The 25,930-nt window shown below is 46.9% G+C and carries 30 protein-coding genes and 1 riboswitch; of the genes, 10 read left to right on the forward strand and 20 right to left on the reverse strand.

Annotation, left to right across the window (positions count from 1 at the left end):
• Positions 1-40: 40 nt before the first annotated feature.
• Positions 41-751 carry a purine-nucleoside phosphorylase gene (deoD, locus tag ACXAGL_RS02155; protein ID WP_474989620.1) on the forward strand — a complete coding sequence of 237 codons (711 nt, stop codon included), beginning with the start codon at positions 41-43 and terminating at the stop codon, positions 749-751.
• A 74-nt stretch (positions 752-825) separates the two neighbouring features.
• Here deoD and ACXAGL_RS02160 read toward each other — a convergent pair whose 3' ends face one another.
• On the reverse strand, positions 826-1,020 hold the full coding sequence (locus ACXAGL_RS02160) for a hypothetical protein (RefSeq protein WP_474969284.1): 195 nt from the start codon (positions 1,018-1,020) through the stop codon (positions 826-828).
• A gap of 229 nt (positions 1,021-1,249) precedes the next feature.
• Entirely contained in the window at positions 1,250-2,725 is a 1,476-nt protein-coding gene (locus ACXAGL_RS02165; RefSeq protein ID WP_474989622.1) for a leucyl aminopeptidase, read from the reverse strand.
• Between the two features lie 162 nt (positions 2,726-2,887).
• On the opposite strand from ACXAGL_RS02165, the gene ACXAGL_RS02170 reads away from it, so the two are divergent.
• Positions 2,888-3,370, forward strand: coding sequence for a divergent PAP2 family protein (locus ACXAGL_RS02170; RefSeq protein ID WP_027956446.1), 483 nt, complete (start codon positions 2,888-2,890; stop codon positions 3,368-3,370).
• A 40-nt stretch (positions 3,371-3,410) separates the two neighbouring features.
• Here the strand turns inward: ACXAGL_RS02170 and ACXAGL_RS02175 are convergent, their stop codons facing one another.
• The 3 genes from ACXAGL_RS02175 to ACXAGL_RS02185 all read right to left on the reverse strand — a co-directional run bounded on the left by ACXAGL_RS02175 (position 3,411) and on the right by ACXAGL_RS02185 (position 5,820).
• On the reverse strand, positions 3,411-4,034 hold the full coding sequence (locus ACXAGL_RS02175) for a 3D domain-containing protein (protein WP_474971110.1): 624 nt from the start codon (positions 4,032-4,034) through the stop codon (positions 3,411-3,413).
• Between the two features lie 106 nt (positions 4,035-4,140).
• Positions 4,141-4,458 carry a YuiB family protein gene (locus tag ACXAGL_RS02180; protein WP_474969287.1) on the reverse strand — a complete coding sequence of 106 codons (318 nt, stop codon included), beginning with the start codon at positions 4,456-4,458 and terminating at the stop codon, positions 4,141-4,143.
• A gap of 138 nt (positions 4,459-4,596) precedes the next feature.
• A complete protein-coding gene (locus tag ACXAGL_RS02185) occupies positions 4,597-5,820 on the reverse strand; it encodes an NAD(P)/FAD-dependent oxidoreductase (protein WP_474969288.1) in 1,224 nt (407 codons plus the stop codon).
• Positions 5,821-6,118: 298 nt separating this feature from the next.
• Here ACXAGL_RS02185 and ACXAGL_RS02190 point away from each other — a divergent pair, with 298 nt between their 5' ends.
• Positions 6,119-7,105, forward strand: a complete 987-nt coding sequence (locus tag ACXAGL_RS02190) for an NAD(P)/FAD-dependent oxidoreductase (RefSeq protein ID WP_474989624.1) — start codon at positions 6,119-6,121, stop codon at positions 7,103-7,105.
• A gap of 156 nt (positions 7,106-7,261) precedes the next feature.
• Here ACXAGL_RS02190 and ACXAGL_RS02195 read toward each other — a convergent pair whose 3' ends face one another.
• The 3 genes from ACXAGL_RS02195 to ACXAGL_RS02205 form a co-directional block, all read right to left on the reverse strand.
• Positions 7,262-7,621, reverse strand: coding sequence for a HesB/IscA family protein (locus tag ACXAGL_RS02195; RefSeq protein ID WP_474969290.1), 360 nt, complete (start codon positions 7,619-7,621; stop codon positions 7,262-7,264).
• Positions 7,622-7,766: 145 nt separating this feature from the next.
• Positions 7,767-7,997 carry a YuzB family protein gene (locus ACXAGL_RS02200; RefSeq protein WP_027956440.1) on the reverse strand — a complete coding sequence of 77 codons (231 nt, stop codon included), beginning with the start codon at positions 7,995-7,997 and terminating at the stop codon, positions 7,767-7,769.
• Between the two features lie 66 nt (positions 7,998-8,063).
• Complete coding sequence (locus ACXAGL_RS02205) at positions 8,064-8,399, reverse strand: YuzD family protein (protein ID WP_474969291.1); 336 nt, start codon at positions 8,397-8,399, stop codon at positions 8,064-8,066.
• 160 nt (positions 8,400-8,559) lie between these two features.
• Here ACXAGL_RS02205 and ACXAGL_RS02210 point away from each other — a divergent pair, with 160 nt between their 5' ends.
• On the forward strand, positions 8,560-8,781 hold the full coding sequence (locus ACXAGL_RS02210) for a NifU family protein (RefSeq protein WP_244713039.1): 222 nt from the start codon (positions 8,560-8,562) through the stop codon (positions 8,779-8,781).
• A 46-nt stretch (positions 8,782-8,827) separates the two neighbouring features.
• Here ACXAGL_RS02210 and ACXAGL_RS02215 read toward each other — a convergent pair whose 3' ends face one another.
• The gene (locus tag ACXAGL_RS02215; protein ID WP_474989626.1) at positions 8,828-9,796 is read right to left on the reverse strand and encodes a 2-hydroxyacid dehydrogenase; all 969 of its coding nucleotides are present in this window, start codon (positions 9,794-9,796) and stop codon (positions 8,828-8,830) included.
• A gap of 172 nt (positions 9,797-9,968) precedes the next feature.
• On the opposite strand from ACXAGL_RS02215, the gene ACXAGL_RS02220 reads away from it, so the two are divergent.
• Complete coding sequence (locus tag ACXAGL_RS02220; RefSeq protein WP_474969293.1) at positions 9,969-10,481, forward strand: phosphatidylglycerophosphatase A family protein; 513 nt, start codon at positions 9,969-9,971, stop codon at positions 10,479-10,481.
• Between the two features lie 96 nt (positions 10,482-10,577).
• Positions 10,578-12,137, forward strand: a complete 1,560-nt coding sequence (locus ACXAGL_RS02225; RefSeq protein WP_474989628.1) for a hypothetical protein — start codon at positions 10,578-10,580, stop codon at positions 12,135-12,137.
• A gap of 515 nt (positions 12,138-12,652) precedes the next feature.
• On the opposite strand, the gene ACXAGL_RS02230 is transcribed toward ACXAGL_RS02225, so the two are convergent.
• Together ACXAGL_RS02230 and hepT are read right to left on the reverse strand one after the other, a co-directional pair.
• Complete coding sequence (locus tag ACXAGL_RS02230) at positions 12,653-13,429, reverse strand: TIGR01457 family HAD-type hydrolase (protein ID WP_474989630.1); 777 nt, start codon at positions 13,427-13,429, stop codon at positions 12,653-12,655.
• Complete coding sequence (gene hepT / locus ACXAGL_RS02235; RefSeq protein WP_474989632.1) at positions 13,429-13,884, reverse strand: type VII toxin-antitoxin system HepT family RNase toxin; 456 nt, start codon at positions 13,882-13,884, stop codon at positions 13,429-13,431. The genes ACXAGL_RS02230 and hepT overlap by 1 nt, the downstream gene beginning before the upstream one ends.
• A gap of 134 nt (positions 13,885-14,018) precedes the next feature.
• On the opposite strand from hepT, the gene ACXAGL_RS02240 reads away from it, so the two are divergent.
• Both ACXAGL_RS02240 and ACXAGL_RS02245 read left to right on the forward strand, forming a co-directional pair.
• On the forward strand, positions 14,019-14,285 hold the full coding sequence (locus ACXAGL_RS02240) for a DUF3055 domain-containing protein (RefSeq protein WP_474969297.1): 267 nt from the start codon (positions 14,019-14,021) through the stop codon (positions 14,283-14,285).
• Positions 14,286-14,334: 49 nt separating this feature from the next.
• The gene (locus ACXAGL_RS02245) at positions 14,335-14,625 is read left to right on the forward strand and encodes a cytosolic protein (RefSeq protein WP_474969298.1); all 291 of its coding nucleotides are present in this window, start codon (positions 14,335-14,337) and stop codon (positions 14,623-14,625) included.
• Between the two features lie 34 nt (positions 14,626-14,659).
• Here the strand turns inward: ACXAGL_RS02245 and ACXAGL_RS02250 are convergent, their stop codons facing one another.
• Positions 14,660-14,935, reverse strand: a complete 276-nt coding sequence (locus ACXAGL_RS02250) for a YutD family protein (RefSeq protein WP_027956430.1) — start codon at positions 14,933-14,935, stop codon at positions 14,660-14,662.
• A gap of 136 nt (positions 14,936-15,071) precedes the next feature.
• Between ACXAGL_RS02250 and ACXAGL_RS02255 the strand changes: the two genes are divergently transcribed.
• Complete coding sequence (locus ACXAGL_RS02255; protein ID WP_474989634.1) at positions 15,072-15,695, forward strand: YhcN/YlaJ family sporulation lipoprotein; 624 nt, start codon at positions 15,072-15,074, stop codon at positions 15,693-15,695.
• A gap of 74 nt (positions 15,696-15,769) precedes the next feature.
• Positions 15,770-16,714: a M23 family metallopeptidase gene (locus tag ACXAGL_RS02260; protein ID WP_474971104.1), complete on the forward strand. Its 945-nt coding sequence runs from the start codon at positions 15,770-15,772 to the stop codon at positions 16,712-16,714.
• Positions 16,715-16,928: 214 nt separating this feature from the next.
• Here ACXAGL_RS02260 and ACXAGL_RS02265 read toward each other — a convergent pair whose 3' ends face one another.
• The 8 genes from ACXAGL_RS02265 to sufB form a co-directional block, all read right to left on the reverse strand.
• Positions 16,929-17,174, reverse strand: coding sequence for a hypothetical protein (locus ACXAGL_RS02265; protein WP_474989636.1), 246 nt, complete (start codon positions 17,172-17,174; stop codon positions 16,929-16,931).
• A gap of 218 nt (positions 17,175-17,392) precedes the next feature.
• The gene (locus ACXAGL_RS02270; RefSeq protein ID WP_156896525.1) at positions 17,393-17,491 is read right to left on the reverse strand and encodes a MetS family NSS transporter small subunit; all 99 of its coding nucleotides are present in this window, start codon (positions 17,489-17,491) and stop codon (positions 17,393-17,395) included.
• Position 17,492: 1 nt separating this feature from the next.
• Positions 17,493-19,019, reverse strand: coding sequence for a sodium-dependent transporter (locus ACXAGL_RS02275; protein WP_474969301.1), 1,527 nt, complete (start codon positions 19,017-19,019; stop codon positions 17,493-17,495).
• A gap of 270 nt (positions 19,020-19,289) precedes the next feature.
• Positions 19,290-20,840, reverse strand: a complete 1,551-nt coding sequence (locus ACXAGL_RS02280; RefSeq protein WP_474969302.1) for a Na+/H+ antiporter NhaC family protein — start codon at positions 20,838-20,840, stop codon at positions 19,290-19,292.
• Positions 20,841-20,974: 134 nt separating this feature from the next.
• Positions 20,975-21,158, reverse strand: a riboswitch (Lysine riboswitch).
• A 54-nt stretch (positions 21,159-21,212) separates the two neighbouring features.
• Complete coding sequence (yunB, locus tag ACXAGL_RS02285; protein WP_027956424.1) at positions 21,213-21,989, reverse strand: sporulation protein YunB; 777 nt, start codon at positions 21,987-21,989, stop codon at positions 21,213-21,215.
• Between the two features lie 162 nt (positions 21,990-22,151).
• Positions 22,152-23,537, reverse strand: a complete 1,386-nt coding sequence (locus tag ACXAGL_RS02290) for a bifunctional metallophosphatase/5'-nucleotidase (protein WP_474989638.1) — start codon at positions 23,535-23,537, stop codon at positions 22,152-22,154.
• Between the two features lie 11 nt (positions 23,538-23,548).
• Entirely contained in the window at positions 23,549-24,361 is an 813-nt protein-coding gene (locus ACXAGL_RS02295) for a sulfite exporter TauE/SafE family protein (protein ID WP_474971100.1), read from the reverse strand.
• 148 nt (positions 24,362-24,509) lie between these two features.
• A complete protein-coding gene (gene sufB / locus ACXAGL_RS02300; protein ID WP_474969305.1) occupies positions 24,510-25,907 on the reverse strand; it encodes a Fe-S cluster assembly protein SufB in 1,398 nt (465 codons plus the stop codon).
• Positions 25,908-25,930: the final 23 nt, after the last annotated feature.

Here is a 25,930-nt window from a genome sequence, read left to right on the forward strand (position 1 = left end):
TAATTTTAAAATGTTGAAAGAAATGAAGGAGGAAAAACCCATGACAACACATATTGGAGCACAACAGGGAGATATCGCGGATAAGATCCTGCTGCCAGGAGACCCGCTCCGCGCCAAATATATTGCTGAAAACTTTCTGGAGGATGCCGTCTGCTATAACGAAGTACGTGGCATGTACGGATACACAGGTACATATAAAGGAGAGCGCATTTCTGTTCAGGGAACAGGGATGGGGGTACCTTCCATCTCCATCTACGTCAATGAACTGATGGATAGCTACGGCGTGCAGAAATTGATCCGCGTCGGCTCATGCGGAGCACTGCAGAACGATGTAAACGTGCGTGACGTGATTCTTGCTTCCACATCGACAACGGACTCCCAGATGAACCGTATGGTATTCGGCGGCATTGATTATGCACCGACAGCGGACTTCAATTTGTTGAAGAATGCCTATGATGCAGGAACAGCAAAAGGGTTGGACTTGAAAGTCGGAAACGTCTTTACAAGTGACAGTTTCTACCGTGACAATGCGATGGATCTATTCAATCTGCTCGCTGAGTACAACGTGCTTGCTGTAGAAATGGAAACAACCGCTCTTTATACGCTTGCCGCGAAATACAACCGTCAGGCGCTGTCCGTTCTTACTGTCAGTGATCATATCCTTACCGGAGAAGAAACGACGGCCGAGGAACGTCAGACCACCTTTAACGAAATGATTGAAGTGGCTCTTGAAGCAGCCGTCCAGGATTAATAAAAAAAGCACATGCGCTTCCAAGCGTATGTGCTTTTTTTATATCCACAGTTGAGATGTGGACGAGAAATTCTTCACGTGGAACAAACATGAACAAGGGTTCGGCCGTCGATGATCAGGACACGGTCACCGATGGTCATATAGATTTCCCGCCCCTGCACCCTGTCCACCTTCCCGTAGTATACATGGGAGGCTGTATAAAGCAGCAGCATCGTACCTATATGCTTATCCACTTTGGACAGCAGCAGAGGCGTTCGGACGATCTGCATCAGCTGCCGGGTCTTGTTTCTTATTGATACAGCAATAGAGATAGGAAGCCCTCCTTGAAAAACCGCTTCCTATACAATATCCATCCGCACAAAAAAAGTCTGGGCTTCAGCCCAGACTTCAACCTTTGATCTAGAGTTGCTGCCCGTATTTCGTTCACACGATCCCGCTGCGCTTATCGATAGTGCCTGCCGCGGGAACGGCCTCAGCTAACATGAACAGGCCCCTTTTTTAATGATTCACATAATAAGCCAGTGTCCTTGCCATGACTCCTGTAGGTCCTTCAGGCCCAAGGGCGTGCCCGGATTCTGCTACAGACGTTCCGGCAATATCGAGATGCACCCACGGAATCCCCTCTGCAAATGCTCCGACGAACGCACCTCCCATGATCGCGTGAGCTTTGCGTGTTGGAGAATTATTCAAGTCAGCAATCCTGCTTTTCCTTACCTGAGCTTTATAATCTTCGTTATACGGCAGAAGCCAGATCCATTCTCCCGTCTCCTGACCCGCCTTTTCGATTTGTTTATAAAAGGACTCGTCATTCGTCATTGCCCCTGTCATCCATGATCCGAGGGCCGTGACTACTCCTCCGGTAAGCGTAGCCACATCAATAACCCTGTCTGCCCCTTCTGAGCGGGCATACGTTACAGCATCGCCCAGGGCCAGACGCCCTTCGGCATCTGTATTCAGTACTTCAATGGTTTGACCACTCATGGAAGTAATCACATCATCAGGTTTAAATGCTCCACCGGATATCATGTTATCGGTAGATGGAATCACGGCCATGACGTTCTTCTCAGGCTTGATGCGCCCTATGGTTTCCAAAGCTCCGAGAACAGCAGCAGCGCCTCCCATATCCCCTTTCATACCAGGCATGCCTGTTTTCGATTTAATGGAATAGCCTCCTGTATCATACGTTATGCCTTTTCCTACAAGAGCGGTCACATCCTTCCACTCCTCCAATCCTTGATACTTTAGAACAATCAGCTTTGGCGGCTCTACGGAACCCTGGTTTACAGCGAGGAGCGCTCCCATCCCCAGATTTTCCATATCCTCTTTCTCTAGGATTTGGGCATCGAAACCAAACCGCTCTGCCATTTTCAAGGCTTGTGCGGCGAGTTCGGATGCTGTAAGAATGTTGGAGGGAAGATGAACCAGCTTTCTTGCTGTATTGGCCCCTTCTGCATAAGCCATCCCTTCCACAATCGCTGCTTCCATCGTATTTTGATCAAACAGAGCAGAAAAAACAGACAGGCTCTTCAGCCGTTTGACTTCATCCGATCCGGTTTTATAATTTTCCTGCTTATAAGTTGATAAGCCGATCGCTTCTGCTAACAACGCCGTCCACTCTTTATATTTCTGACGATCAGGAATTAGGGTCTCCAGCAAAAGGGAGCACTGCTCCACCCCTTGCGCCTCAATCTGCTGAAAAGCCTGCCCCCACAAGTTTCTCCTGTCGGCTTTTGTCATCATCTTTCTGGACCCAAGACCGATACATAAGACCCGGACCATTTGATTCTCATAGGGAACAATCAAATGGTCCACTCGGCCCGGCGGGGGTTGAACGAGACCACTTTTTAAATAATCCGCTGTATGTAATCCTGCTGCATCTTTTATCTTCTCTGCCAGAATGCTTTGATCCTCATCCGCGAACACCCCGACGACAAGGGGGTCTATGGGTTTCCACTTCTGTGTTATTGTCAACATAACGCCACCTCCTTCTCCAGTATACAAGATCTGCATCCGTCCTTCCTTATGAAGGGACGTTCTATCAGAATGTATGATATAATGTTTTTGTTTATAAGCAACAAATGACTTACATAAAGATCAATCATCTCGATACCCTGCCGGATGAGAAAGGATGTTACAATGCTGTTAGATTTACTGCAGAACTTCCCCCTCTGGGCCTCCATCGCTGCAATCGTTTTTGCCCAGGCGGTAAAAGTCCCCATACAATTTATTGCTTCCAGACAGTTCAATGCCACCCTTGCCTTCAGTACAGGAGGTATGCCGAGCAGCCACTCTGCCGCTGTAACAGCTCTGGCTACGGGCGTAGGGATTGAGCAGGGCTTCGGTTCATCCATTTTCGCTGTCGCCTGCGTTTTCTCCATCATCGTCATGTTCGACAGTACAGGTGTCCGACGGCAGACAGGGGAGCAGGCCATCATGTTAAACATCTTATTGAATGATTTTAACCGCTTCGTCAGTGAAGCGAAAAGCTGGCAGCAGAAAGAAGGGTATCAGAAAAAAGAGGAATTGAAAGAGCTGCTCGGACACCAGCCCATTGAAGTGTTCTTCGGGGGCCTGACCGGTATCCTGCTTACATTCCTGCTTCATTCTCTGATCTATTAAATAACAAAAACACTTCCGCCATCAAAACGGAAGTGTTTTTTTATGGTTTGATTGCAGACCGGAATACCTGCTGAGCTTCATTTTCATTCAAAGTGGCCAGTTCTTCTTCCGTCAGCTGGCCTTCTCCTTCTTTGATCACGTACACGTCCAAGGTTTTCTTTCCCCATTGGTCATACACATCCTCCACGCTTGAGAAATAAAGATCCAGTTCCTCCCCTTTAATAGCCCCTCCAATATCAGCCACCACTCCATACCCGTACCCGGGAATAAAAAGGATGGTCCCTAAAGGAAACACGTTCAAATCAGCAGCAATCGTGGAATACAGGTCCCTCGTTACATTCACCCCGGAGAACGTAATGCCATAGGCCGGATGTTCAGGCGTTTTCCCCGTCGATTCAAACCCGGCTGTATAGCCCGTAGCGGTAACCTGACGGCTTTGATACTGGGACAAATCAATCGACTGCTCCAGCGTCTGGACCGCCTCAACAGCCGCGCTTTTCACCTGTGGATCTGGATCTGCAGTTGTGTTCCTGTCTTTTATTTCAGCTGTCATCCATTTCCCCAAATCAACTAAAGATAGATTTGTTACATAAGAAGCCGTACTCACCACAGCCCCTGCGAATAAGAAAGGAAGAAACAGTCTTTTCGTACGTCCTGAAAACATGTCATCACCTCTAGATGTAAGCATGTCCAAGACCGGTCATTTTATTCAAATAATTGAATCAAAAGAAGGGGCATCGATCCAAAGATCGATGCCCCTTCTTCTCTTCTCAGAACATTTGATAACCGCTTTTCCTCAATTTCTTTATGACAATGCCGGCTGCAATGGTCCCGGCAAAACCGCTGGTCAGGATCACAACGTCCACGACACCTAGACGGCCGAGCTGTTTAAACACAGTTGGAAAGGCTGTGCCAGGCTGTGAGAAATACTCCGTCCACGGAAAGTTATCCACGATAAACAACACGATGACAGGATACACGATGGACATGATCCAGGATGAGCGCAGAATCATATTTAATAGAAAGGATATCCCGAAAAACAGTACAAAAAACAAAAGAATGGATACAGCAAATTGGACAATATTCAACGTCGCTTCCCCCTACTCCCCTTAAAAGGGACGTGCAAATCCATTATTCATTCTAAACCGCTTCCTATGAAAGCGCAAGCATATCCGGATGTACGAAAAACGCGAAAGCATGAACTGCTTTCGCGTTTCCTATATCTTTTAGAAGTTAAAGAAGTTCAACTTCCCTTTCTTCAGAACGAGCGGAAGGCCGCCTAATTTTAGCAGATAGCGGTTGTCGATGACTTTCTTCATGGCAGTCGCTGACCAGCCGAAGAGTTTCTTATCATCAAAGACAACACCGATGGCATCATTGTGCCCAAGGGAAGCAACCGTACCTTGAATGTTAGGCTTGAATGGCTCAAGGTGATCGTCACCTTTCACGAGACGGGTAAGGTTTTTCGCTGTATGCTCCGCTTCCTGGATGGCAATCTGCGCTGTCGGAGGATAAGGGCGCTCCGTTTCCTCATTCATAATGAGAGCACAGTCCCCTACAATGAATACATCATCATATCCTTCTGGACGAAGATCATCACGAACCGGGATACGTCCGCGGTTCGCTTCGAAACCGGCTTCTTCAACCAGTGAGTTTCCGCGTACACCGGCCGCCCATACGACGGTGTTCGTATCGATTTCTTCACGCTGTTCGTCTTTTTCGAAAACCAATTTATTTTCGGTTACTTCTTTGATCATCGCACCGATTTTGAACTCGACACCGCGCGCTTCCAAAGAGTTCATCGCATATTCAACAAGTTCAGGATCGAAACCTGGAAGAGCTGTCGGGGCAGCTTCTACGTTGACAATACGCACTTTGTCACGTGGAACATCGTATTCCTTGCATAGTTCAGGGATACGGTTCGCCAGTTCACCAACAAATTCAATTCCTGTAAACCCGGCACCGCCGACAACAATGTTCAAGCGCTTCTGCTGTTTTTCAGGTTCGTTGTTGTACTTCGCAAAGTTGTATTCGATATGCTGGCGGATCAGACGAGAGCTGTTGATGCTGTTGATTGTGTACGCATGCTCTTTAAGTCCAGGGATACCGAACGTAGCCGCTTCGAATCCAAGCCCAATGACAAGGTAGTCATAAGAAAGTTCGCCGTCTTCAAGGATCACCTTTTTATCGGCCGCTTTAATATCTGTCACTGTATCCTGAATGAAGTTGACTTTGCTTGTATCCACAACATCTTTGATTGCGATACGTGTGCGGTCATGGTGAAGCGTACCTGCTGCGTTTTCATGCAGCCAAGTTGTTTGATAGTGGTAGCTGTGCTTGTTCACAAGTGTGATGTTGGCATCGTTCGCCCCAAGGCTCTTCTGAAGTTTGACAGCTGTCATGATGCCCCCGTAACCGGCACCGATAATGACAATGTTCGGATTCTTCATGAATAATCACTTCCATCTCGTATTTTTTTCCATCCGTCACCTATATCATTGTGACCTGTTTCACACAAAAAGACATTAAAAAAACCTGTTGAAATCAGGCGAAAAGTGTCACAAATCATAACTATATGGTCTATCATCATCTTAGACCTTTTTCCCCTTATTTTCAACCCAAAATCAAGTTATCAAAATTATTGAACAATTGCCGCCTTTGGAAAGGTTTACATATGTTCAGTGTTCCCATTGCAAATTTTTTTATGATAGAATAAATTTTAGTGAAATTTTTTTCAGGAGGTTTATTATGAGCGATAAAATATACGATATTACAGTCATTGGCGGCGGCCCCGTCGGTCTGTTCACAGCTTTTTACGGTGGAATGCGTGAAGCGAGTGTCAAAATCATCGAAAGCCTCCCGCACCTCGGAGGGCAGCTGACCGCCCTTTATCCGGAAAAATACATTTTTGACGTGGCCGGCTTTCCTAAAGTCCGTGCACAGGAGCTGATTGACAACCTGGAAGAGCAGGCCATGGCATTCAATCCGACCATTGCGCTTGAGGAGGAAGTCATCCATATAGAACGGATGGAAGACGAGTCTTTAAAACTGACCACGAACAAAGATGTCCACTACACGAAAACCGTGATTGTCACAGCTGGTAACGGAGCATTCCAGCCACGGAAACTTAAAGTGGACGATTCCGAACGGTTTGAAGATACCAACCTGCATTATCACGTCAGTAACATGGACAACTTCCGTGACAAGAACGTAATGATTGCCGGCGGCGGTGATTCTGCTGTCGACTGGGCACTCATGCTGGAGCCGATTGCCAAACAGGTCACTCTTGTCCATAGAAGAGATAAATTCAGAGCTCACGAACACAGTGTGTCCCAGTTGAACGAATCCAACGTCAACGTCATGACCCCCTTCACTCCTGAGCAGTTTATCGGGGAGGAGCGCATTGAAAAGGTCGAGCTTCAAGAAGTTAAAGGCGAACGTACAGAGACCATTGACGTTGATAATGTCATCGTCAACTACGGGTTCATTTCCTCCCTTGGCCCCATCAAGGACTGGGAGCTTGAAATCGACAAAAACAGCATCGTTGTAAACTCCAAAATGGAAACGAACATCAAAGGCATCTATGCAGCCGGCGATATCTGCACCTATCCGGGTAAAGTAAAACTGATTGCATCCGGTTTTGGTGAAGGACCGACAGCTGTCAACAATGCGAAAGCCTATATCGATCCAGGAGCGCGTGTGCAGCCGAAACATTCGACGAGCATGTTTTCCTAAAGAACAAAAGCTGCAGAGAAACCCTGTGTTTTTCTGCAGCCTTTTTTTCATCCAGTCAAAACTGAAAAAAGTTCTGATGCCCTCCCACTTCCGGTTGTGATTGAGAGTGGTTGTTCCCATAAAAAAACCTTCCGTGAGCCGGAAGGTTGGAATCTATCAGCAGTTCGGGTCTGGTGTTCCAGCGTTCGCCGCCGTTTTAAAGGAAGACCCGCAGCCACAGGAAACGATGGCATTCGGATTATCGATCGTGAAGCCTCCGCCCATCATATTTTGTTTATAATCAATGGTCGTACCTTCTACAATCGCCGCATCCTGACGGTTGATGACAACAGGAATACCGCTGGAATCTTCAAGAAGATCAAGTTCTTCATTAATCTCATCCTCGAAGCCCATCGCATATGACAATCCACTGCAGCCGCCGCCTTTTACACCGAAGCGGAGACGGACATCTCCACCCTCTTCCTTCATCATCTCTTTGATCTGATGACCCGCAGCTTCTGTAATGTTCAGAATCATACCAAGCCTCTCCTTTCTCTTCTTCTTTTCAGTATACTAAACCGGCCTGCTTTTTATCAAACAGCAGCACCTGCTCATCCAAGTAAAAAGACACCCTTTACCGGGTGCCTCTCATTGTATTGAAATAGTCATGCCTTTTCACTTGTTACAGGGTTTCGTCCAAGTGTTGATAAATTTTATCGACTAATTCTTCAGGCGAATCGGCAATGACACGTTCTCCTTCAACAAGGGCATAATTGCTCTGCGAACAAAGACCGCAGTTTCTCAAACAGCCGTAATCCATCACATCAAGATCCGGATCTTTTTCCAGTTCATCCTTAGCTTTCTGGGAGCCTTCGGCTAAATTATTGATACAAAATTCGATCAATGGATTCATCCACGTCACCTCTTTTTCGGAAGAACCCTGTGCCTTACGATTTTATCATACGCTGGTGGTTCTGCGTTAGGAATTACTGACCTGTTGAAGACCATGTTCTTCCAGAGATTTGCAAATCGTCTTCAACTTTGGATTTCCTTCCGCCACGATTCGGTCTTCCACCAGCACCAGCGGGTAAAACAAGTCATCATTCAACAGCTGTTGGACGATTTCCATATCCACACCTTCCTGGTTTTCTGTATGGATATCAAAATAGTGAAACTGCAGGCTCTTCTCCCCATATTTTCTTGTTAAAGCGGCCTCCAGCCACTCATAGGTCTCTTTTGAGCCGGGAGCGTTCACACAGCTTGCACATTTCACTTCCGCCCCGTATACATAAACGCGAACAACCGGTTGATTCATGAGGCCCTCTCCCCTTTTTTATACGTACTTTCATTTTACAAAAGAAGTGGAAAAAGATAAAATGATAATAGTTCTCAATCCAAAGGAACATAAGCAGAGACCATAGATTTTTTCGTCACTTCGTTTTATAATGATACTATAAGAAAGGGGAAGATTGAACATGCATGAACAGGTTCAAGAAGTACTGAACAAACTTCGCCCATTTTTACTTCGTGACGGTGGAGACGTTGAGCTGGTGGATGTAGAGGATGGTATTGTACGTCTGCGTCTTATGGGTGCCTGCGGGAACTGCCCAAGTTCAACCATCACTTTGAAAGCAGGTATTGAGCGTGCGCTTTCTCAGGAAGTCCCTGGCATTTATGAAGTGGAGCAGGTTTTCTAAAACAGATAATCAGAAGCCCGTACACGTTGTCGTGTACGGGCTTCTTTTATCTGGAAACCGGACTGAGCAGCGGCTTCTCCTCGAAGTAACGGACAACATTCTCCAGACAGAGACGCATCATCTTATAACGGGTCTCTTTCGTTGCCGAGCCGATATGAGGAAGACAGACAACGCCGGGCATGGAAACGAGCGGGTGGTCGGCTCTGATCGGCTCTTGTTCAAACACATCAAGACCGGCACCGGCGATCTGCTCTTCTCTGAGCGCTTTTTCGAGTGCTTTTTCATCCATCAGTGCCCCCCGGGATGCATTGATAAAGATTGCGGTATCCTTCATCTTTTGAAAAGCCTCCGCATTGAACATATGCCGGGTTTCATCCGTCAGCGGAGCCAGGCTGACCACATAATCCGCATTCTCCAAGAGCTCATCAAACGATGTATACCTTGCGCCGATTTCACTTTCCACATCCTTTTTTCTGGAGCGGTTGTGATAAAGAATGTCCATTTGAAAACCTCTGGCTCTCCGTGCCACGGCTTCTCCTATACGCCCCATCCCTACGATTCCGATTGTCTTATGATGCACATCCGTTCCGGCAAGCAGTAAAGGAGACCAGTGGTTCCAAGCGTCCTCCTTAATATAATTCCCTGCCTCCACAATCCGGCGGGCAGAGGCCATGAGCAGACTGAACGTAAGATCGGCCGTCGTTTCTGTCAAAACATCCGGGGTGTTCGTGATGGCCGTCCCCATGTTCTCTGCAGCTTTCACATCCACATTATCGTAGCCAACCGCCATATTGGCAACAATCCCAAGAGAATTTCCAGCGCCCAGAAGCTCCTCGTCCACCTGGTCGGTCAGCATCGTTACGAGCCCGTCCACGCGACCCGCCTTAGCTAAAAGCGTCTCCCTGTCGACAGCTTCATCCTCCTCCGGCCACATCTCAATATCCAACTGCTCCTGATAAGGTTCAACAACTTCTGCCGGCAGACGGCGGGTAATAAAAATTGACGGTTTCCCCATAACAGCACCTCCACTCCTTTTTCTTCCAGTGTAACACATAAGAAAAAGGGCACGTTTTTTCACGGAGAACCCGGACTTTTGATATAATGAACATAACACCAGTCGTTTGTGAAACAATAAACGCGGGTATAGTAACATCGCGACCAAAGAGAGAGCAGGGAGGTAGTTCGCTATGGCAAATGAGAAGAAAGTATCCAGTCTTGAAAAAACAGCACGGGAATGGCTGACAGAAAGAGGCGTCACCATCGACGATATCGCCGATCTTGTCTATTATCTGCAGTCGAAATACCATGATGACCTATCGATGGATGAATGCCGGTTCAATGTAAACAAAGTCCTCACCAAACGGGAAGTCCAGAACGCTGTGATCACAGGGATCGAGATGGACCGCCTGGCTGAAAAGAAAATGCTTACAGAGCCGCTTCAATCCACCATCGAAGTGGACGAAAGCCTGTATGGAATCGATGAAATCATTGCTTTTTCCATCGTCAATGTATACGGATCGATCGGATTTACCAACTACGGCTATATTGATAAGCAGAAACCTGGAATTCTCCAGAAACTGAATGATAAATCTTCCGGCGAATGCCATACATTCCTCGATGATATTGTAGGAGCCATTGCAGCAGCTGCTTCCAGCCGGCTGGCCCACAGCATCGTAGGCGACAACGAAGATGACGAATAGAACGTACCCACACCAGGCAGCTGCCTGGTGTTTTTTTAATCCAATGAAACTTCTCTGCCCTCCATCACGTATACATAGGAAAAGGAGGCGGATAACGTGAAGACGCTGCGTTTAAAACTTGTATGGATCCTGCCGTTGATCATCATTGCAGCAGGAGTTGTGCTTTTATTCTTTGAAAACTATCAGGAAGTTACGGAACCTGCCGATCAGGACTGGAGCAGAGATTGGGAGATTGGAGAAACAACCGCTGTTAAGCAGCCCCATATCCAGAAGACAGACGATGGCATACAAATCTCTTATCTCACGGAAAGCGGTATTACCCGGCATACCTATGATGACAACTACACTGAAATGGATGAACAGCAGTACACGATTCCCGTGGATAAGTTCACAAGCTTTTACATAGAAAATGACAAACTCCTCTATTCTGATTACTACAGCTTATACCGCGGGGATACAGAAGAAAAACTAACGGATATTGACGGCTTTATCCCCACATCCTCGGCTGCGCTTTACCAAAAGGAGAACGCCCTTTACACCATAGATCCAGCCAATTATGAAAGCAGGCAACTGATGACACTCACCTCCAGTGATTCCAAGGTGAAAACGTCAGAGACGGATGAAGGCACTTACCTTATGGAAGAGTACACAGACGAGGAAGGCCGTCACCTGCACTTCTTTGAACACGTGGACAATGAGGTGAAAAAGATCGGAGAAGCCGCTTTTCTACCGTCTGGTTCTGAAAGTATTAAGGACATCCAGTTTACAATACAGAACAAGGAAGCCACTGTTCTTATATCGACCGTTCAGAAACAGTCCGCTTCCGGTCAAATGGAAAACCATTATTATTACGGAACCACTTCCTTTCAAGAACCTTTAAAGACCACCAGCCTTTCTTTTATTGATCCCGTCTCTTCGAAGCCTCTCAAAGAAATATCGGATATGAGTCTGCATCCTCAGAAAGAGGGAACCTCCCTGCTGTTTAAAGCGGTCGGGGCCACCAATACAAGATTCGGTGAAAACAGCCAGTTTAACATTTATAAAGCCCCGCTCGGTACTTCCGGGGTTGAAGAAATCACACGGATCAGCAACACACCGGATCTGTCCACCCACCCGGTCCAAATTCAAGAGGACAGTGTAGTCTGGGTCGATAAAGGCGGGGACAGTCACAAGCTTCTCTTATCTTCCCAGAACCCTGAAATCATCGAGAAAGCTGACACATGGAACTCCCGTGTCCTTTTAGGAGCACTGGGAAAAACAATGGGGATGCTTTCCTACAGCTTTTTCGGACTCCTCATTATGACCTTCTGGTATATATGGCCGCTTTTGTTCCTTGTCATTCTTATGTTTGTTAAAAGAGACGCGCTGGACCAGGACCGTACATGGATTCTGCTCACGGGTATCGCCATTTACCTGGCAGCCGCCATTCTTGTGCGCAGTCCCTTATTCTCAGAAAAGCTCCTTGCCAGAGCCCCTGATTATTTAAGCTTCCCCGGCAGTCCTATCCTTTTCATCCTTGGTTTTGCCCTGATCGCCTTTGGAATTCTGAAAACCGGTGCGAAACAGAGAGATTGGTCAATCCCTGTTCAGATCACCTACTTCATCAGTGTTCACGTCGCATTGATCACTATTTTCTTCGGCCCTTACGTTTTATAAAAAGGCTCTGTTATTGCTTGGTGTTGTTATTTAACATATGAGCTCCTATCACCCCTTTCTGTCATGGGATTTGCATGAGGCGGCCTTGGGAATGACTCCCTTTCCGTGGGGTACCGTGAGCCTCCTCAGGCTGCGCCTTCCGGGGTCTCACGATGTACCTTCATCCCACAGGAGTCTCGCCATTCCCAAGGCCGCCTCTTCAAAGAAGGGTAGTTAGAAAGGACATAACCGAAGTCCGTTACACCACTACGAAAGGGATGGCAGGAAAAACAGGTAGACTCCTGCGGGAAAAAGGAACAAGGTGAGACCCCGGAGAACGAAGTTCGAGGAGGCTCATCGTTCCCCGCGGAAAGCGGACGGTTTTCCCTGCCATCCCATGCTCTGAGTAAACAACGGACCGGACCCTAATTCCAGACGGAGACGATTTAGTAATCATTTAAAATATCAACAACAGACTTTAACAGAGCCTTATAAAAAATCACCACCTGCCCCATGAGGCAGGTGGTGATTTTTATTTATTCTTTAAGTTCAACTAACCACTCGTGTAAGTTCAGCTTTTTATAGGTAGGCTGATGGGTATGAGCTTCTATCTCATGGAATGAGCTCAGTCCGGTTTCCACCATCAACGTGTCCACCCCTGCTTTCATCCCGGCGAGGATATCGGTGTGATAGTTGTCGCCCACCATCAATACGTGATCCGCCTGAAGCTGCAGCTCCTTTAAAGCCCGCTCCATAATGATCGGCTCCGGCTTACCGACAAAGATGGGATCCACACCTGTACTAACAGCAACAACACTTGTCATGGCTCCGTTTCCAGGCAGCATCCCCTTATCCGTCGGAATGGCTGTGTCGCTGTTCGTACTCACAAAACCGGCTCCCTTTCTCACTTCGAGGCAGGCCCTGGCAAGCTTGGAATAGGAAATTTCCCGGTCGATGCCGATGACTACAAAATCTGCCTCCTCCTCCACAAGGGTATGGCCCCGGTCTGTAAGAGCCTTATGAAGACCTTCCTCCCCGATTACATACACTCGTGCCTGCTCCTTCTTCTCCTTGATGAAGTCAGCCGTTGCTAAACTGCTTGTATACACTTGATCAGGCAGGGCTTTCACACCAAGCTTGTTTAATTTCGCTGCAATCTGATCCTGCGTACGGGAGGAATTATTAGTCAAAAATAAAAAAGGGACCTGAAGACCGATCAGATGGTCAATAAAGTGCGAAGCGCCGTCCACGGCCGCTTCCCCTTTATACATCGTCCCATCCAAATCCACCAGGTATCCCTGATAATGTTTCATCAGGCTTCCCCTTTCGTAGTGTTTTTTGAAAAAGCGGATACAGGACCCAGTTCGTGATCGAGGTACATGCGGATCCGCTCCGGGAAAGCTTCCAGTGCATGTTGATGCGACACCCACGCACGTTCGACAGCCTCATGATCCACCTCTGTATACTCGTGGACGATCATCTTCCTTAACTGAATGAACTGTTTAAATGCTTCCTCATGTTCAGCAGGAAGAACCTTTTCATCCAGCAAAATGTCGATAATATCATCATAACTGCCCGGATCACGCATAATAAAACCATCAATCATCATATTGCCGACATCTAGTACAGCCTCGACAGTAAGGTGTGTCAAACGCTCCAGTACAAGCTTCTCCCGGAATGAGGAAAACCCCTGCTTTCTCACTTCTGCTTGTATCGTTTCCATATAAGATAAGATCTTTTCAATTTTCTCCCGATCCACAAAATACATGTAAAATCCTCCTGACTGTTAAAGTCCATGCTACCGTTATCATACCACAACTATTTTCGGTCGATAAATTCCAGCGTAATGGATATACTACCTGATAACTATGCAGAAGAGCACGAACAAAAGGAGTGTAAAAGATGTACCAACGTCCACTATTAGAAGATGTTACCCAGGATACAAGCACACGATTCGTTTCATTTACCGCAGGCAGTCATCGATTCGAGCTTGCTATTATGAAGGCAGAGTATTTCCAAGACCAATCTCTCGTCATCAACCTGCCTAAAAACAGGCAGGGGCTTCTGGATGAAGAGAACATCAACAGGGACGGATACCTGGAGCATTTATTCCAGCTGAGTGCAATGGAAGCCGAAGAGCTCAGAAACTATCTTCCATATCTCCTGTAGCATAAATCCGTTCCTTACGCTCACTCTAAGCCTAAGGAGGTCGAATAAGATGAATGACAAGAAAAAGAAAGATTATTCCGATTTTGCCAACGTGGAAGCCCAGCGGAACTATCTGGTCCCGGAACAGCTTCCGGAAGGAGCCTATGGATCCCCCCGGAATAAGCATGAGCCTGTTTCCAATGAGAAAAGTTCCCCATGGACAAATAAGCAGAGGTATTACAGTGCGTTTAATTACGAGTACAAGTCCCTTCATGAAGATCTGCCCCGTCAGGAGGATGGAGCCCATCCCCTGCACGATGAATCAAACGCTGATATTAAACCCTCCCAGGAAGATCATTAAAAAAACCGGCGTGTGTTATGTAAACACGCCGGTTTTACTGTCGGATCCGCTTAAGAACAAAATAAGCACAGCCAAAATTGCAGTATTCATATAAGTAATCTTCCAAAGTGCTGATTTTCGTATCGAAGGTCGCCTTGGAATTCTGATCGTCGTAAAATCCCTTCAGACGGAGCTGACCATATCCCCAGTCCCCTACGATAAAATCATATTTATTCAATATGTCGCTGAAGCGGCCTTCCACTTCTTCCTGCTGAAAGCCCTCCTGGTGATTCTCCAGGATATCAAACGTTTTACCTGAAATTTCAATCACATCCATCACCTCTATCTACCCATTAGTGTATCACATTTTTCCAACAGGAAGGAAACGTCCTGAAAAAATGAACAGGTATGTTTCCAACAAAAGTGCCCACTATAAAAATACACCCATATGGCAAGGAGGATCTATGATGAAGCTTAAACAAATGGCTGCCACTCTTCTCCTCTGCGGTCTTCTAGCCGGATGCCAGGAGACGAAGGAAGAAGAAGCTCAACAGTTGATGGACGGTGATACGCTCAGCGGAAATGCTATGGACGGATACAATACCGAACCGAAAGACGGCCAGGTCGGCTATGTGCGCTTCGAGAAAAACCAGCTGGACCAGGACGAGGAAAGAAACCGTCAGATTAAAGTGAACAGAGAACAGATGGCGGATATGATTTCCCGCATGATTTTACGATACGAGCAGTTTGATGACGTAGCCACAGCTGTAACGGACAACGAAGTGCTTGTTGCCTATAAGCGTGCGGATGACACCGATAGACAAACAGCCGCCGACATGGTTCAGAAAACCGCCTATTCCCTTGTCCCGAGTTTTTACCACGTTTATGTGTCCGATAATCCAGCTTCCTTTGGAGATGTCCAAAGTCTGAGCAACTCCACCGTCTATGATGAAGGATATAACAGTACCATCAGCAGTATCATTAAAAAAATGAAGCAGTCCCCTCAAGGAAAAGTGGATGAAACCAATCCAAATCAGCCGAATATAGGGCCAAATACGAATACAGAAGCAGAGACCGGGATGGAAAATTAGCCTCCCGAATTTACCATTCATACCTGAAGATTCTTTGTTCATCCTAAGAGTATCAATTTGTTGTAGGTGAGAATATGAAAGGTACAGCACTCGTGACAGGAATCTTGATGGCCGTTCTCTCTTTTTCAACTGGAGCTGTCCATGCAGAACCAGATGAAAAAGAAAGCCAGGAGCGGATGGCCCTTTATAAAAAAACTTCAGCCGTTACCGATATCCCATGGGAATATCTGGCAGCTGTCGACCAGTATGAACGCCAGGTACACGATGATCCTGATGAAGGCCGGGTTACAGCTATCGAATTTGATCCCATGTTCTGGTCAGGCTCCGCTGACGCTTTCCCTTCTGCCGTCTCCCCTGATGGATGGGGGTCAGACGGCAATGGAGATGAAAAAGCAGACATCCATAACGATGAGGACGTACTATGGTCGCTCGGCCGGTATATAAAATCGTTCGGAACCACAGAAGATGATATCAAGATTGCATTATTTCAATACTACAAGCGGGATTTAACCGTTCAGACGATTATGCATTCCGCCGAAGTATTCCGCACGTTCAAAACGGTGCATTTAACGAACCGTGATTTCCCTCTTCCTAAACAGTACAACTACAGTTACCGGAGCACATGGGGAGATGCGCGGGGATTTGGTGGACGGAGGATTCATGAAGGAACCGATATCTTTGCCGGCTACGGAGTTCCTGTCAAATCCACGACGTACGGCGTCGTCGAAATGAAGGGATGGAATACGTATGGAGGCTGGCGCATTGGAATTCGTGATATTTACAACATTTATCACTATTACGCCCACCTGCAGAACTTTTCCAAAGAGATTAAAGTCGGCGACGTCGTTCAGCCTGGCGATGTTATCGGAGCCGTTGGTGCTTCGGGTTACGGGCCGCCGGGCACGTCCGGTAAGTTTCCACCGCATCTGCACTACGGGATGTACCAGGATAATGGGAAGAATGAATGGTCCTTCGACCCCTATCCGTTCTTAAGACGATGGGAACGGATGGCAGAATAAAAAAAGCCCATCTTGTGGATGACCATGTTCCGTTTATCGGTGGATGCTTGCCGCGGGCACAGCCTCAGCTAACTTGGACAGGAAAACCATCTGTCCAAGTGGATCTTCGTCTCGTGCTTTTCCCGCAGGCGTCACCACCGAACACTCCACTTCATCTGATCAAATGATGAGCTGAAAAGAAGAACGCCCTTCATTCAATGGAAGGGCGTTCTTTTCAAATTAAAGAAATAACGAGTGCTGCCAAGAAAAACAAACTCAAACCAAGAGAGGCAATAGCATCAATCTTATGGCCTTCACTTTGTCGGAAACTTGCCCTACCCAACGGAATGACAATGAAAAAGGCAAAAAGAATTGGTGGAGATAAAACTATATCAGTGATAAATACTAAAAGTAAATAAATTAAACATAGTGTTGTGAACCCTATATGAATGGGCTTCATTATTCGCTCAATCTTATTCAATATGACCCCCCTACAAAAGTTATAATCAAATGCGATATTATTTTAAAAGAAAAATCAGAAAAGCGCAAACATTAGTTAATAGGGAGCCAGGCAGCATAACGAAAAAAAACTTGGATACCTTTATCTGCGGAAAGGGAATGATCACACTTCTTGAAAGGGCAAGTGAAACGCTCGATCATGGCACAAACTAAAAGGCGCCGCAGATGCGGCGCCTTTGATTATTTAGCTTTTTTCACAGCGTTCGTAATGCTCGCTGCCAGACCTCCCCAGATGACAACCATTCCGATAACCATGGTAATTACTGCACCTGCTGTCATGTCAGCTTACCTCCTTTTTTTCCTCTTCGAAAGCTTTGGCGTTCCAGCGTTTAAACATCATCAACACTCCGACAATGAGGGCGAACGCTGCCACAAACCAGCCACCGAAAAGAATGAACCCATCTGCGTATCCTTCGTAGTTTCCTGTTTCTGTGTCGAACTCTTTCGCCAGGTTCGTTTTAAACAGGTCGAACATCATATATCCAAGTACGAGTGGTGTAATAAGTCCAAGGGACACTTTCCACCATGTTCCGAGACGGATATCGGATATTTCATTAGCGTGCGACTGAAAATCATTGAGCTTACGAAGGAACCAGGCAATGACTACGACTTCGACAAGCCCGACGAAAGCGACACCAAACTGGTTGATGAAATAGTCAGCAGCATCCAGGAAGAACAATCCGCCCTGCGTAGCAAACAACAGAGAGATAACGGCTGCTGTTCCGCCGCCGAAAGCGACTGCCTTCGTTCTGGAAATTCCAAATTTCTCGCTGATCCCGGCTACGTATGTCTCCGAAATGGAAATCAAGGAAGACAATCCGGCCAGCACGAGTGAAAGGAAGAACAAAAATCCGAACAATCCATTCAATGCTGGAAATTCATTAATGATCTGTGGGAAGACAACAAAGGCAAGTCCCACCCCGCCGCTAACGACTTCGTTTACAGGCACTCCACTCTGGGAAGCCATGAAGCCAAGGGCAGCGAATACTCCGATACCAGCAAGCAGTTCAAAACCTGAATTACTGAAACCGGCAATAAACGCGTTATTTGTAATATCCGATTTTTTCGGAAGGTAACTGGAATAAGTAATCATAATAGCAAAAGCAATAGAAAGACTGAAGAAAATCTGTCCATAGGCGGCGACCCATACCGAACTGTCCATAATCGCTGAGAAATTCGGTTCGAAGAAAGCCTGCAGCCCCTGTGCTGCTCCCGGAAGTGTAAGGGCTCGTATAACAATGATCATGAAAAGGACGACAAGTGTAGGAATGAAGATTTTGTTCGCAGTCTCAATTCCCTTTTTAACTCCCTTGAATAGAACTCCAAGTGTAATCGCCCACACAATAAGCAGAGGAATCAGTACACCGGGGACGAGGCTTCCGGTCTCGCCGGGATTCACAGATAACTGAAGGTAGTCACTGAACAAAAAGCCTTCGGTATCATCACCCCATGATAAATTGAACGAAAACACACTGTATGAAATGGCCCAGCCGATAATGACCGCATAATAAGTGGAAATAACAAACGCGACCAGCACACCCCACCAGCCGATCCACTCTGCTTTTCTGCTCATCCGGAAAAAGGACAACGGTGCAGATCCACGGTACTTATGACCGATGGTAAACTCCATGATCAATAGAGGAATACCTGCGGTTAGAAGAGCGAACAAGTAAGGAATAAAAAATGCTCCTCCTCCATTTTCATAAGCAACAGCTGGAAAACGCCAAATGTTCCCCAAACCAATGGCAGAACCTACGGCTGCCAGGATAAATCCGGCACGTGTACCCCATTGTGCGCGATTTTCCATGTGAAAGACCTCCCTGAGAGGAACGGTGATAAATGTCCCTCATTTTTTATTTTTCTGATTATTCTGTTTTAAATTATAACGGCAGCGCATAGGCTTGTCAAAATATTTTTAAAATTTTCAGAAAATACCAGATCAGGAAGTCTTAGGACTTAGGAATGAAATAGACAGAGGCATGCTTTCTCTGCCTTTCAGCTTGTAAAGAGATAATAAATAAAGAGGAGGAACTCCTGTTTAACAGAAGTTCCCCCTCTTTTCAACTCATCATTTTTTCTATCTTTTTTCGGGATTCAGTTTGTGAATGACCAGAGCTGTGATGAGAACAATGATAAGGGACAGCAGCAGCGGCACCCAAACCTGTCCTGTAAGGCCCAGCACAACATAACCGACCGAGGCAGCCACAGCTGCAATGATGGCATATGGCAGCTGGGTCAATACGTGATCAATGTGGTTGGCTCCCGCTCCTGTGGACGAAAGGATCGTCGTATCGGAAATCGGTGAACAGTGATCACCGAACACAGAACCAGCGAGAACGGCTGAAAGGGCTGGAAGAAGGAATGCTGGATCGGTGACAGCAGCAATTTCTCCAGCAATCGGAAGCATAATTCCGAAAGTTCCCCAGGACGTTCCTGTAGATAAGGCCATAAAACCGGATAACAGGAAGATGATCAGCGGAAGATAGGCGATGTTCACATCCGCCTGACTGAACTGCTGGGCGAGATATTCCCCTGTCTGCAGGCGGCTGATAATGTCGCCGATCATCCAGGCAGCAATCAGAATGTAGATCGCCGGCAGCATCGCTTTAAACCCTTGTAGAAATACGTGCAGCAAACCGGATTTCGGTGACGGCTGCCCGACATATAAAAGCAGGGCTGTGACTACGGAAATGATCCCTCCGGCAAACAAGGAAATGTTTACGTTTGTGTTAGCAAAGATGGAAAGGATATCCGCGGTTCCTTCTGAACTTTGAATTCCTGTATAAACCATCATGCCCACTGTACCGATGATCAACGTTACAATCGGCCAGATTAAGTGGGAAATCTTCCCGTTGTCATGCTCCTTGAATTCATTATTCAAGTCGCCGGGCACATCCCCTCTATCCGGGTTGTGAAGCTCGCCTGTATCCTTGGCTCTGTTTTCGTGCGTTTTCATCGGACCAATATCCAGACGCAGATAAATCGTCAAAAATACAAGAAGCAGTGCTGCAAATACATAGAAGTTTGCCGGGATCATAAGAACAAAAGCTTCAAAAGCCTGATAGTTCGAAATCTCATTGGCTGCAAGAATGCTTCCAATCGTTCCGATAATATAAGCTCCCCAGCTGGATATCGGTGATATGACCGTAATCGGCGCTGAAGTGGAGTCTATATAGTAGGCCAGTTTGGCTCTGGATACTTTATAGCGGTCTGTTACAGGACGTGCGACCTGTCCGACTGCAAGAGCATTAAAGTAGTCATCAATAAAAATGATGATACCTAGAATGGACGGAACGAGCTTGGCCCCTTTTCTCGTCCGGATCCTTTCAACAGCCCATTTACCGAAAGCGCGGCTGCCTCCGGAGGCCGTCATAAAGGCTGTGGCGACTCCGAGCAGAAATAAAAAGGACAAGAGATACAGATTCCCTGTGTTTAACGCCCCTTCGCTGACGAAAATACCGGCAAATATAGACCAGATCAAGCCCAGACCTGCTCCAATATCCATTTGTGTGAGCATGAATGCTCCGACGATAATCCCTATCCCAAGGGACAAGATGACGCGCCTTGTGACTAAGACAAGGATAAGCATAAGTATTGCTGGAACTAAAGAAAAGATGGTTCCTTCCATGTGTTTCCCCTCCGTATATCTTGATGTTACGGGAATGGAAGGCTACTGGTGGGTATAAAATGAGGAATAAAATAAAAAAACAATGACAGAAAATAATCCATCACTGTCTGCAGACAACTTGATTATCCTCCATTTCGATCAGTAGCGCCCCATGCACCCAAAAGCATGCATGACAGTGTATGCCTTCTTCAGGTATACACCAGCGTGTCAAAACTTGACGTGTTCAGCCACACTTCGGCAGGCCTTCCCTTTCACTAATGATCCCGGCTTGTCAAACTCCCATCAGCTACTCATGATGCCTGCGCCTCTACCTCACCGATCTGATAAGGTCACGCATATTCAGTTCTTTGGTATTGTATCAGTGACCGGCCATTATTGCAAGGGCTCCATAGGAAGGGAGAACGAAGGGTTCCCGCCGTCACCTCCGGACATGCCTCCGAAATATTCCGGTACTTCCCCGAGAATCGTAGCCTGGTCGATTGGAATATTGTTGGTGACGACCGTCGTTTCTGTGGAAAAAGGGATGACGATTCGAACATTTACCTCAAAGTGGATGGTCAATTCAAACAAGGCGGCATTGATTCCGTATTCCGTCATTTCAATATCCACTTCAGACTGAACATCTCCAATGACACGCAGCTGTACAGGCACCTTGGGTCCAAGGTTGGCAAGCAGACTGTTGTTGGTAGCCATCCCAATCGGAAGTTCAATGAGTGTTGCGGGCTGTTCCCCCTGCTCTTCCGGAGTCCGATCCGGGTCGAGGTCCGGTTCCAGTGTCGTATCTTCCATCGGCAGTTCACCAAGCTCCATCCGCTTCAAGAAATTTTGGACCCTGATGGTTGTATCCCGGAGAGCTCGGTTGACAAGCACAGAGTTCCATCCCATATAAACGACATTTCCCTGATCATCTTTTTCCATCTTAACCAAGTCATTAAATTGCAGGTCTTCTGCAATCTGTTTGCTTACAGCTTCATTAATGGCATCTCTTGCCAGCTGCTGGGCTTTTGTTTCAGCAATCTCGACCAGCGCCGGCGTCACCCCTCTGTTGATATACCAGAGACTCAGCACCGTGAAAAGGGCGAAAAACAACAGGCTGATGACAATCCGCCTGCCTATGGTGGATCGTTTAGTCACTCGGTTTTTAGGCATACAGGCACCCTCCCCCTCTATATATATGAAGAGCGCCCTTTCTCTAATCACCAAAGATAGTCCCTTTCGCAGAAATACAGGATATCTTTATACATCTCATACAGCACAGGAAGACAATAAAATAATCCCCCTGCCGCTTTCTTTCCCGGCAGGGGGATCATTTTATTTTTTCAGTTCTTTTTTCAGTAAATCCCTTAAGAGTTCCGGCATAAAATACTGCTTCGTTTCTGCATAAGCAATTTCCGGGAAGAAACGACCGAACGTAAATGTGTCTGCTGTAGCAAAGCTGTACGTCTGATCGTATTCCACAGGCTTGCCTTTGTACAGCACTTGAACGACACGCTCTTCTCCGTCCTCATCCAGCCTTCGTTCAATATCAACGCCGGCAAAAACCATTCTGCCTATAACTTCTCCTCTGAAACCGAACCCTTTCAGACGGATTTCCGTCAGCTTCTTCGTATGAGCCGCCCGGATGACTTCAAGAAGTTCATCTCCTCTTAACTCCACCCTGCATGGATTCATCGGATGCGGACAGATCCGGTGAACGTCCTCATACGTAATATCCCCGGCCGGCAGATGGTCAAGAAGAACGCCAGCATTCAACATGGCTATATCAGATGAAGTCCATGTGCGGAGCTGCTCCGTAAGTCTGGACATAAGCGGACTGTCCTGGAACCAGGCAATATGCATCGGCTCTTTCAAATAGGCTACAGGGGTTTCCAGACGGCGTACAGCCTCCCCGCGGATCCACCTTAAGTATTCGGTCACCTGATCGTCTTTTCTCATCTGCTCTGTAGGGACCGCATAAGCTTCTTTCCTGGTGATTTCACCGGCCTCGCAGTCCCATTCCAACAGCACCTCCCCGAGATGGGTGCCGTGCTTCCCAGCGGCTGTCAACAGCGTACCGTCTACATGCTCGCCGTTTTGAAAAAGGTGATGCGTGTGGCCTCCGATAATGAGATCAATTCCATTGTACCTTCGTGCGATCTCTTCATCTTCATTGATCCCGAGGTGGGATAATAGAACGACGATGTCTGCTTTTTCCTTCACTTCCGGCAGCAGCTTATCCAGCCAGTCATATGGTGAATGGACGTCCCAGCCAAGTTTCTGATAAAAGGCTTGGAAAGGGGCCGTCAAACCAATGACGGCTACCTTCGTGCCTCGGCTGGAGTGGAGGATATGATACGGTTTGAGCCATTCCGGTGCAGGAGATTCCAAACACTCCAGGTTGGCACAGACCACGTGAAAGTCCGCTTCGTCATAGAGTTTATGAAGGTCCTCTTTGGCAAGTGTAATCCCTTCGTTATTTCCAAGGGTCGCTACGGAATAACCAGCCTGATTCAATAGGTCAACGTTTCCCTTGCCCATCAATCCTTCGGTTATAGGATGAAAACGGTCGACGTGATCGCCGTTATCCAACAGCCAGTAGTCTTCCCCTTTTTGATCATGGATTTTTTTCTTCTCTCGAAAATAGCCGACAATCTGGGGCCAATTCTCAAAGTGACTATGAAGATCACTTGTATAGTATACGTGCAGTTTTTCCTTCATCATCAGTCTCCTCACCCTAACCCTTGCCAGATTAAGCGTATCCCTATCATAATCAGCAGAATCCTTAAGAACCATTCCACTGCTTTCCCGTTCAGGTGACGGTTGATTTCAGCTCCAAGCATCCCTCCTGCATAGGCCCCTGGAATAAACCAGAGCGTGACGCCCCAGTCCACATGCCCCATTGCAACGTGGGTGGCTGAACTCGTGATGCTGGCAAAGAAAATCATAAACATCGATGTAGCCGTCGCGATATGCGGGGGAATATTCAACAGCAGAATCATCGCAGGCACCATCAAAGAACCGCCGCCGATGCCGAGCAGACCCGAGAGCATGCCAACAGCAAAAGACAAGGACAGCCCGAGCCATACAGGCATTTGATAAGTGTACGTTTGTCCATTTATTGTTCTCTCTCTTTTAATCCCGCTTGTGAACAACGGTGTGCCCGGTGGTCTCCTCGGAATAAAAAACAAGAGAGAAACGAGTATCATTACAATCCCAAAAAACAAAGAGAACCCGTCTGTTTTAAAAAATTGATTCAGCCAGGAACCGAAGATGCCTCCAGGAATACTTCCATATAAAAAGATAAAGCCGATTTTTTTATCCACCCGGTTATGCCGGATATACGAAATCGTCGACGACATACCGGTGAAAATCATAACGACCAGTGAAACTCCAACGATGGACTGGGGGCTCACCCAGTCAAAGGCTGGAAGATGATCGGCCAAAAAGAGGAGCACAGGCACTAAAATAACACCGCCGCCGAGGCCGGCGATGCTCCCCACTAAAGCCGTCACAACACCAATCAAAAACATTAAAAGAAACATAAGGGACCTTCCTCAACTCATTATAGATAATATTATAGTATCATGTTTTCTATTCATAAAACATCCTGCCCGCTTCTGCTTCTCCATTCTGTGTCTGCCCACAAAAAAAAGCCGCACAGATCGGGATCTGTGCGGCTTCTGTATTCGATTAACCGATGGAACCTTCCATTTCAAATTTGATCAGGCGGTTCATCTCAACGGCATATTCCATTGGAAGTTCTTTCGTGAATGGCTCGATGAAGCCCATCACGATCATTTCTGTTGCTTCCTCTTCAGAAACACCACGGCTCATCAAGTAGAACAGCTGCTCTTCAGAAACTTTGGAAACTTTCGCTTCGTGCTCAAGAGAGATGTTCTCGTTCATGATTTCGTTGTATGGAATCGTATCTGACGTAGATTCGTTATCCATAATGAGCGTATCACACTCAACGTTGGAACGAGCGCCTTCGGCTTTACGGCCGAACTGCACGATTCCGCGGTAGGTTACTTTACCACCATGCTTGGAGATGGATTTGGAAACGATGGTCGATGACGTATTCGGCGCCAGGTGGTGCATTTTCGCACCGGCATCCTGGTGCTGGCCTTTACCAGCAAGAGCGATGGACAACGTCATACCGCGGGCTCCTTCTCCTTTAAGAAGGACAGCTGGATATTTCATCGTCAACTTGGAACCGAGGTTCCCGTCGACCCATTCCATCGTTGCATTGGACTCAGCAACCGCACGCTTCGTAACAAGGTTGTAGACGTTGTTGGCCCAGTTCTGGATCGTTGTATAACGGCAGTACGCATTATCCTTAACGAAAATTTCAACGACCGCACTGTGCAGGGAACTGGACGAATACGTTGGAGCTGTACAGCCTTCTACATAGTGGACAGAAGAACCTTCGTCAGCAATGATCAGCGTACGCTCGAACTGTCCCATGTTTTCAGAGTTGATACGGAAATAGGCTTGAAGCGGCGTTTCCACCTTCGTATTTTTCGGAACATAGATGAAAGAACCACCGGACCAGACCGCAGAGTTCAACGCTGAGAATTTGTTGTCGGATGGAGGAATGACTTTACCGAAATATTCTTTGAAAAGGTCCTCGTTTTCTTTAAGAGCTGAATCGGTATCCTTAAAGATTACACCCATATCTTCCAGGTCTTTCTCCATGTTGTGATAAACCACTTCGGATTCATACTGGGCAGATACACCGGCAAGGTATTTCTGCTCCGCTTCCGGAATTCCAAGACGGTCGAACGTATTCTTGATTTCTTCCGGAACTTCATCCCACGAACGCTCGGAACGTTCGGATGGTTTTACGTAATACGTAATATCATCAAAGTTCAGTTCCTGGAGGTCGCCACCCCACTGTGGCATCGGCATTTTATAAAACTGCTCAAGAGACTTCAGGCGGAAATCAAGCATCCACTTCGGCTCTTCTTTATAATTAGAAATTTGTTCAACGACTTCCTTCGTCAAACCTTTCTGTGTACGGAAAATGGATACGTCTTTTTCGTGGAAACCATATTGGTACTCTCCCACTTCTGGCGCTTTTTTGGCCATGGTACATACCTCCTTTTGGTATT

The organism is Halobacillus sp. ABA4_118, assembly GCF_056160205.1.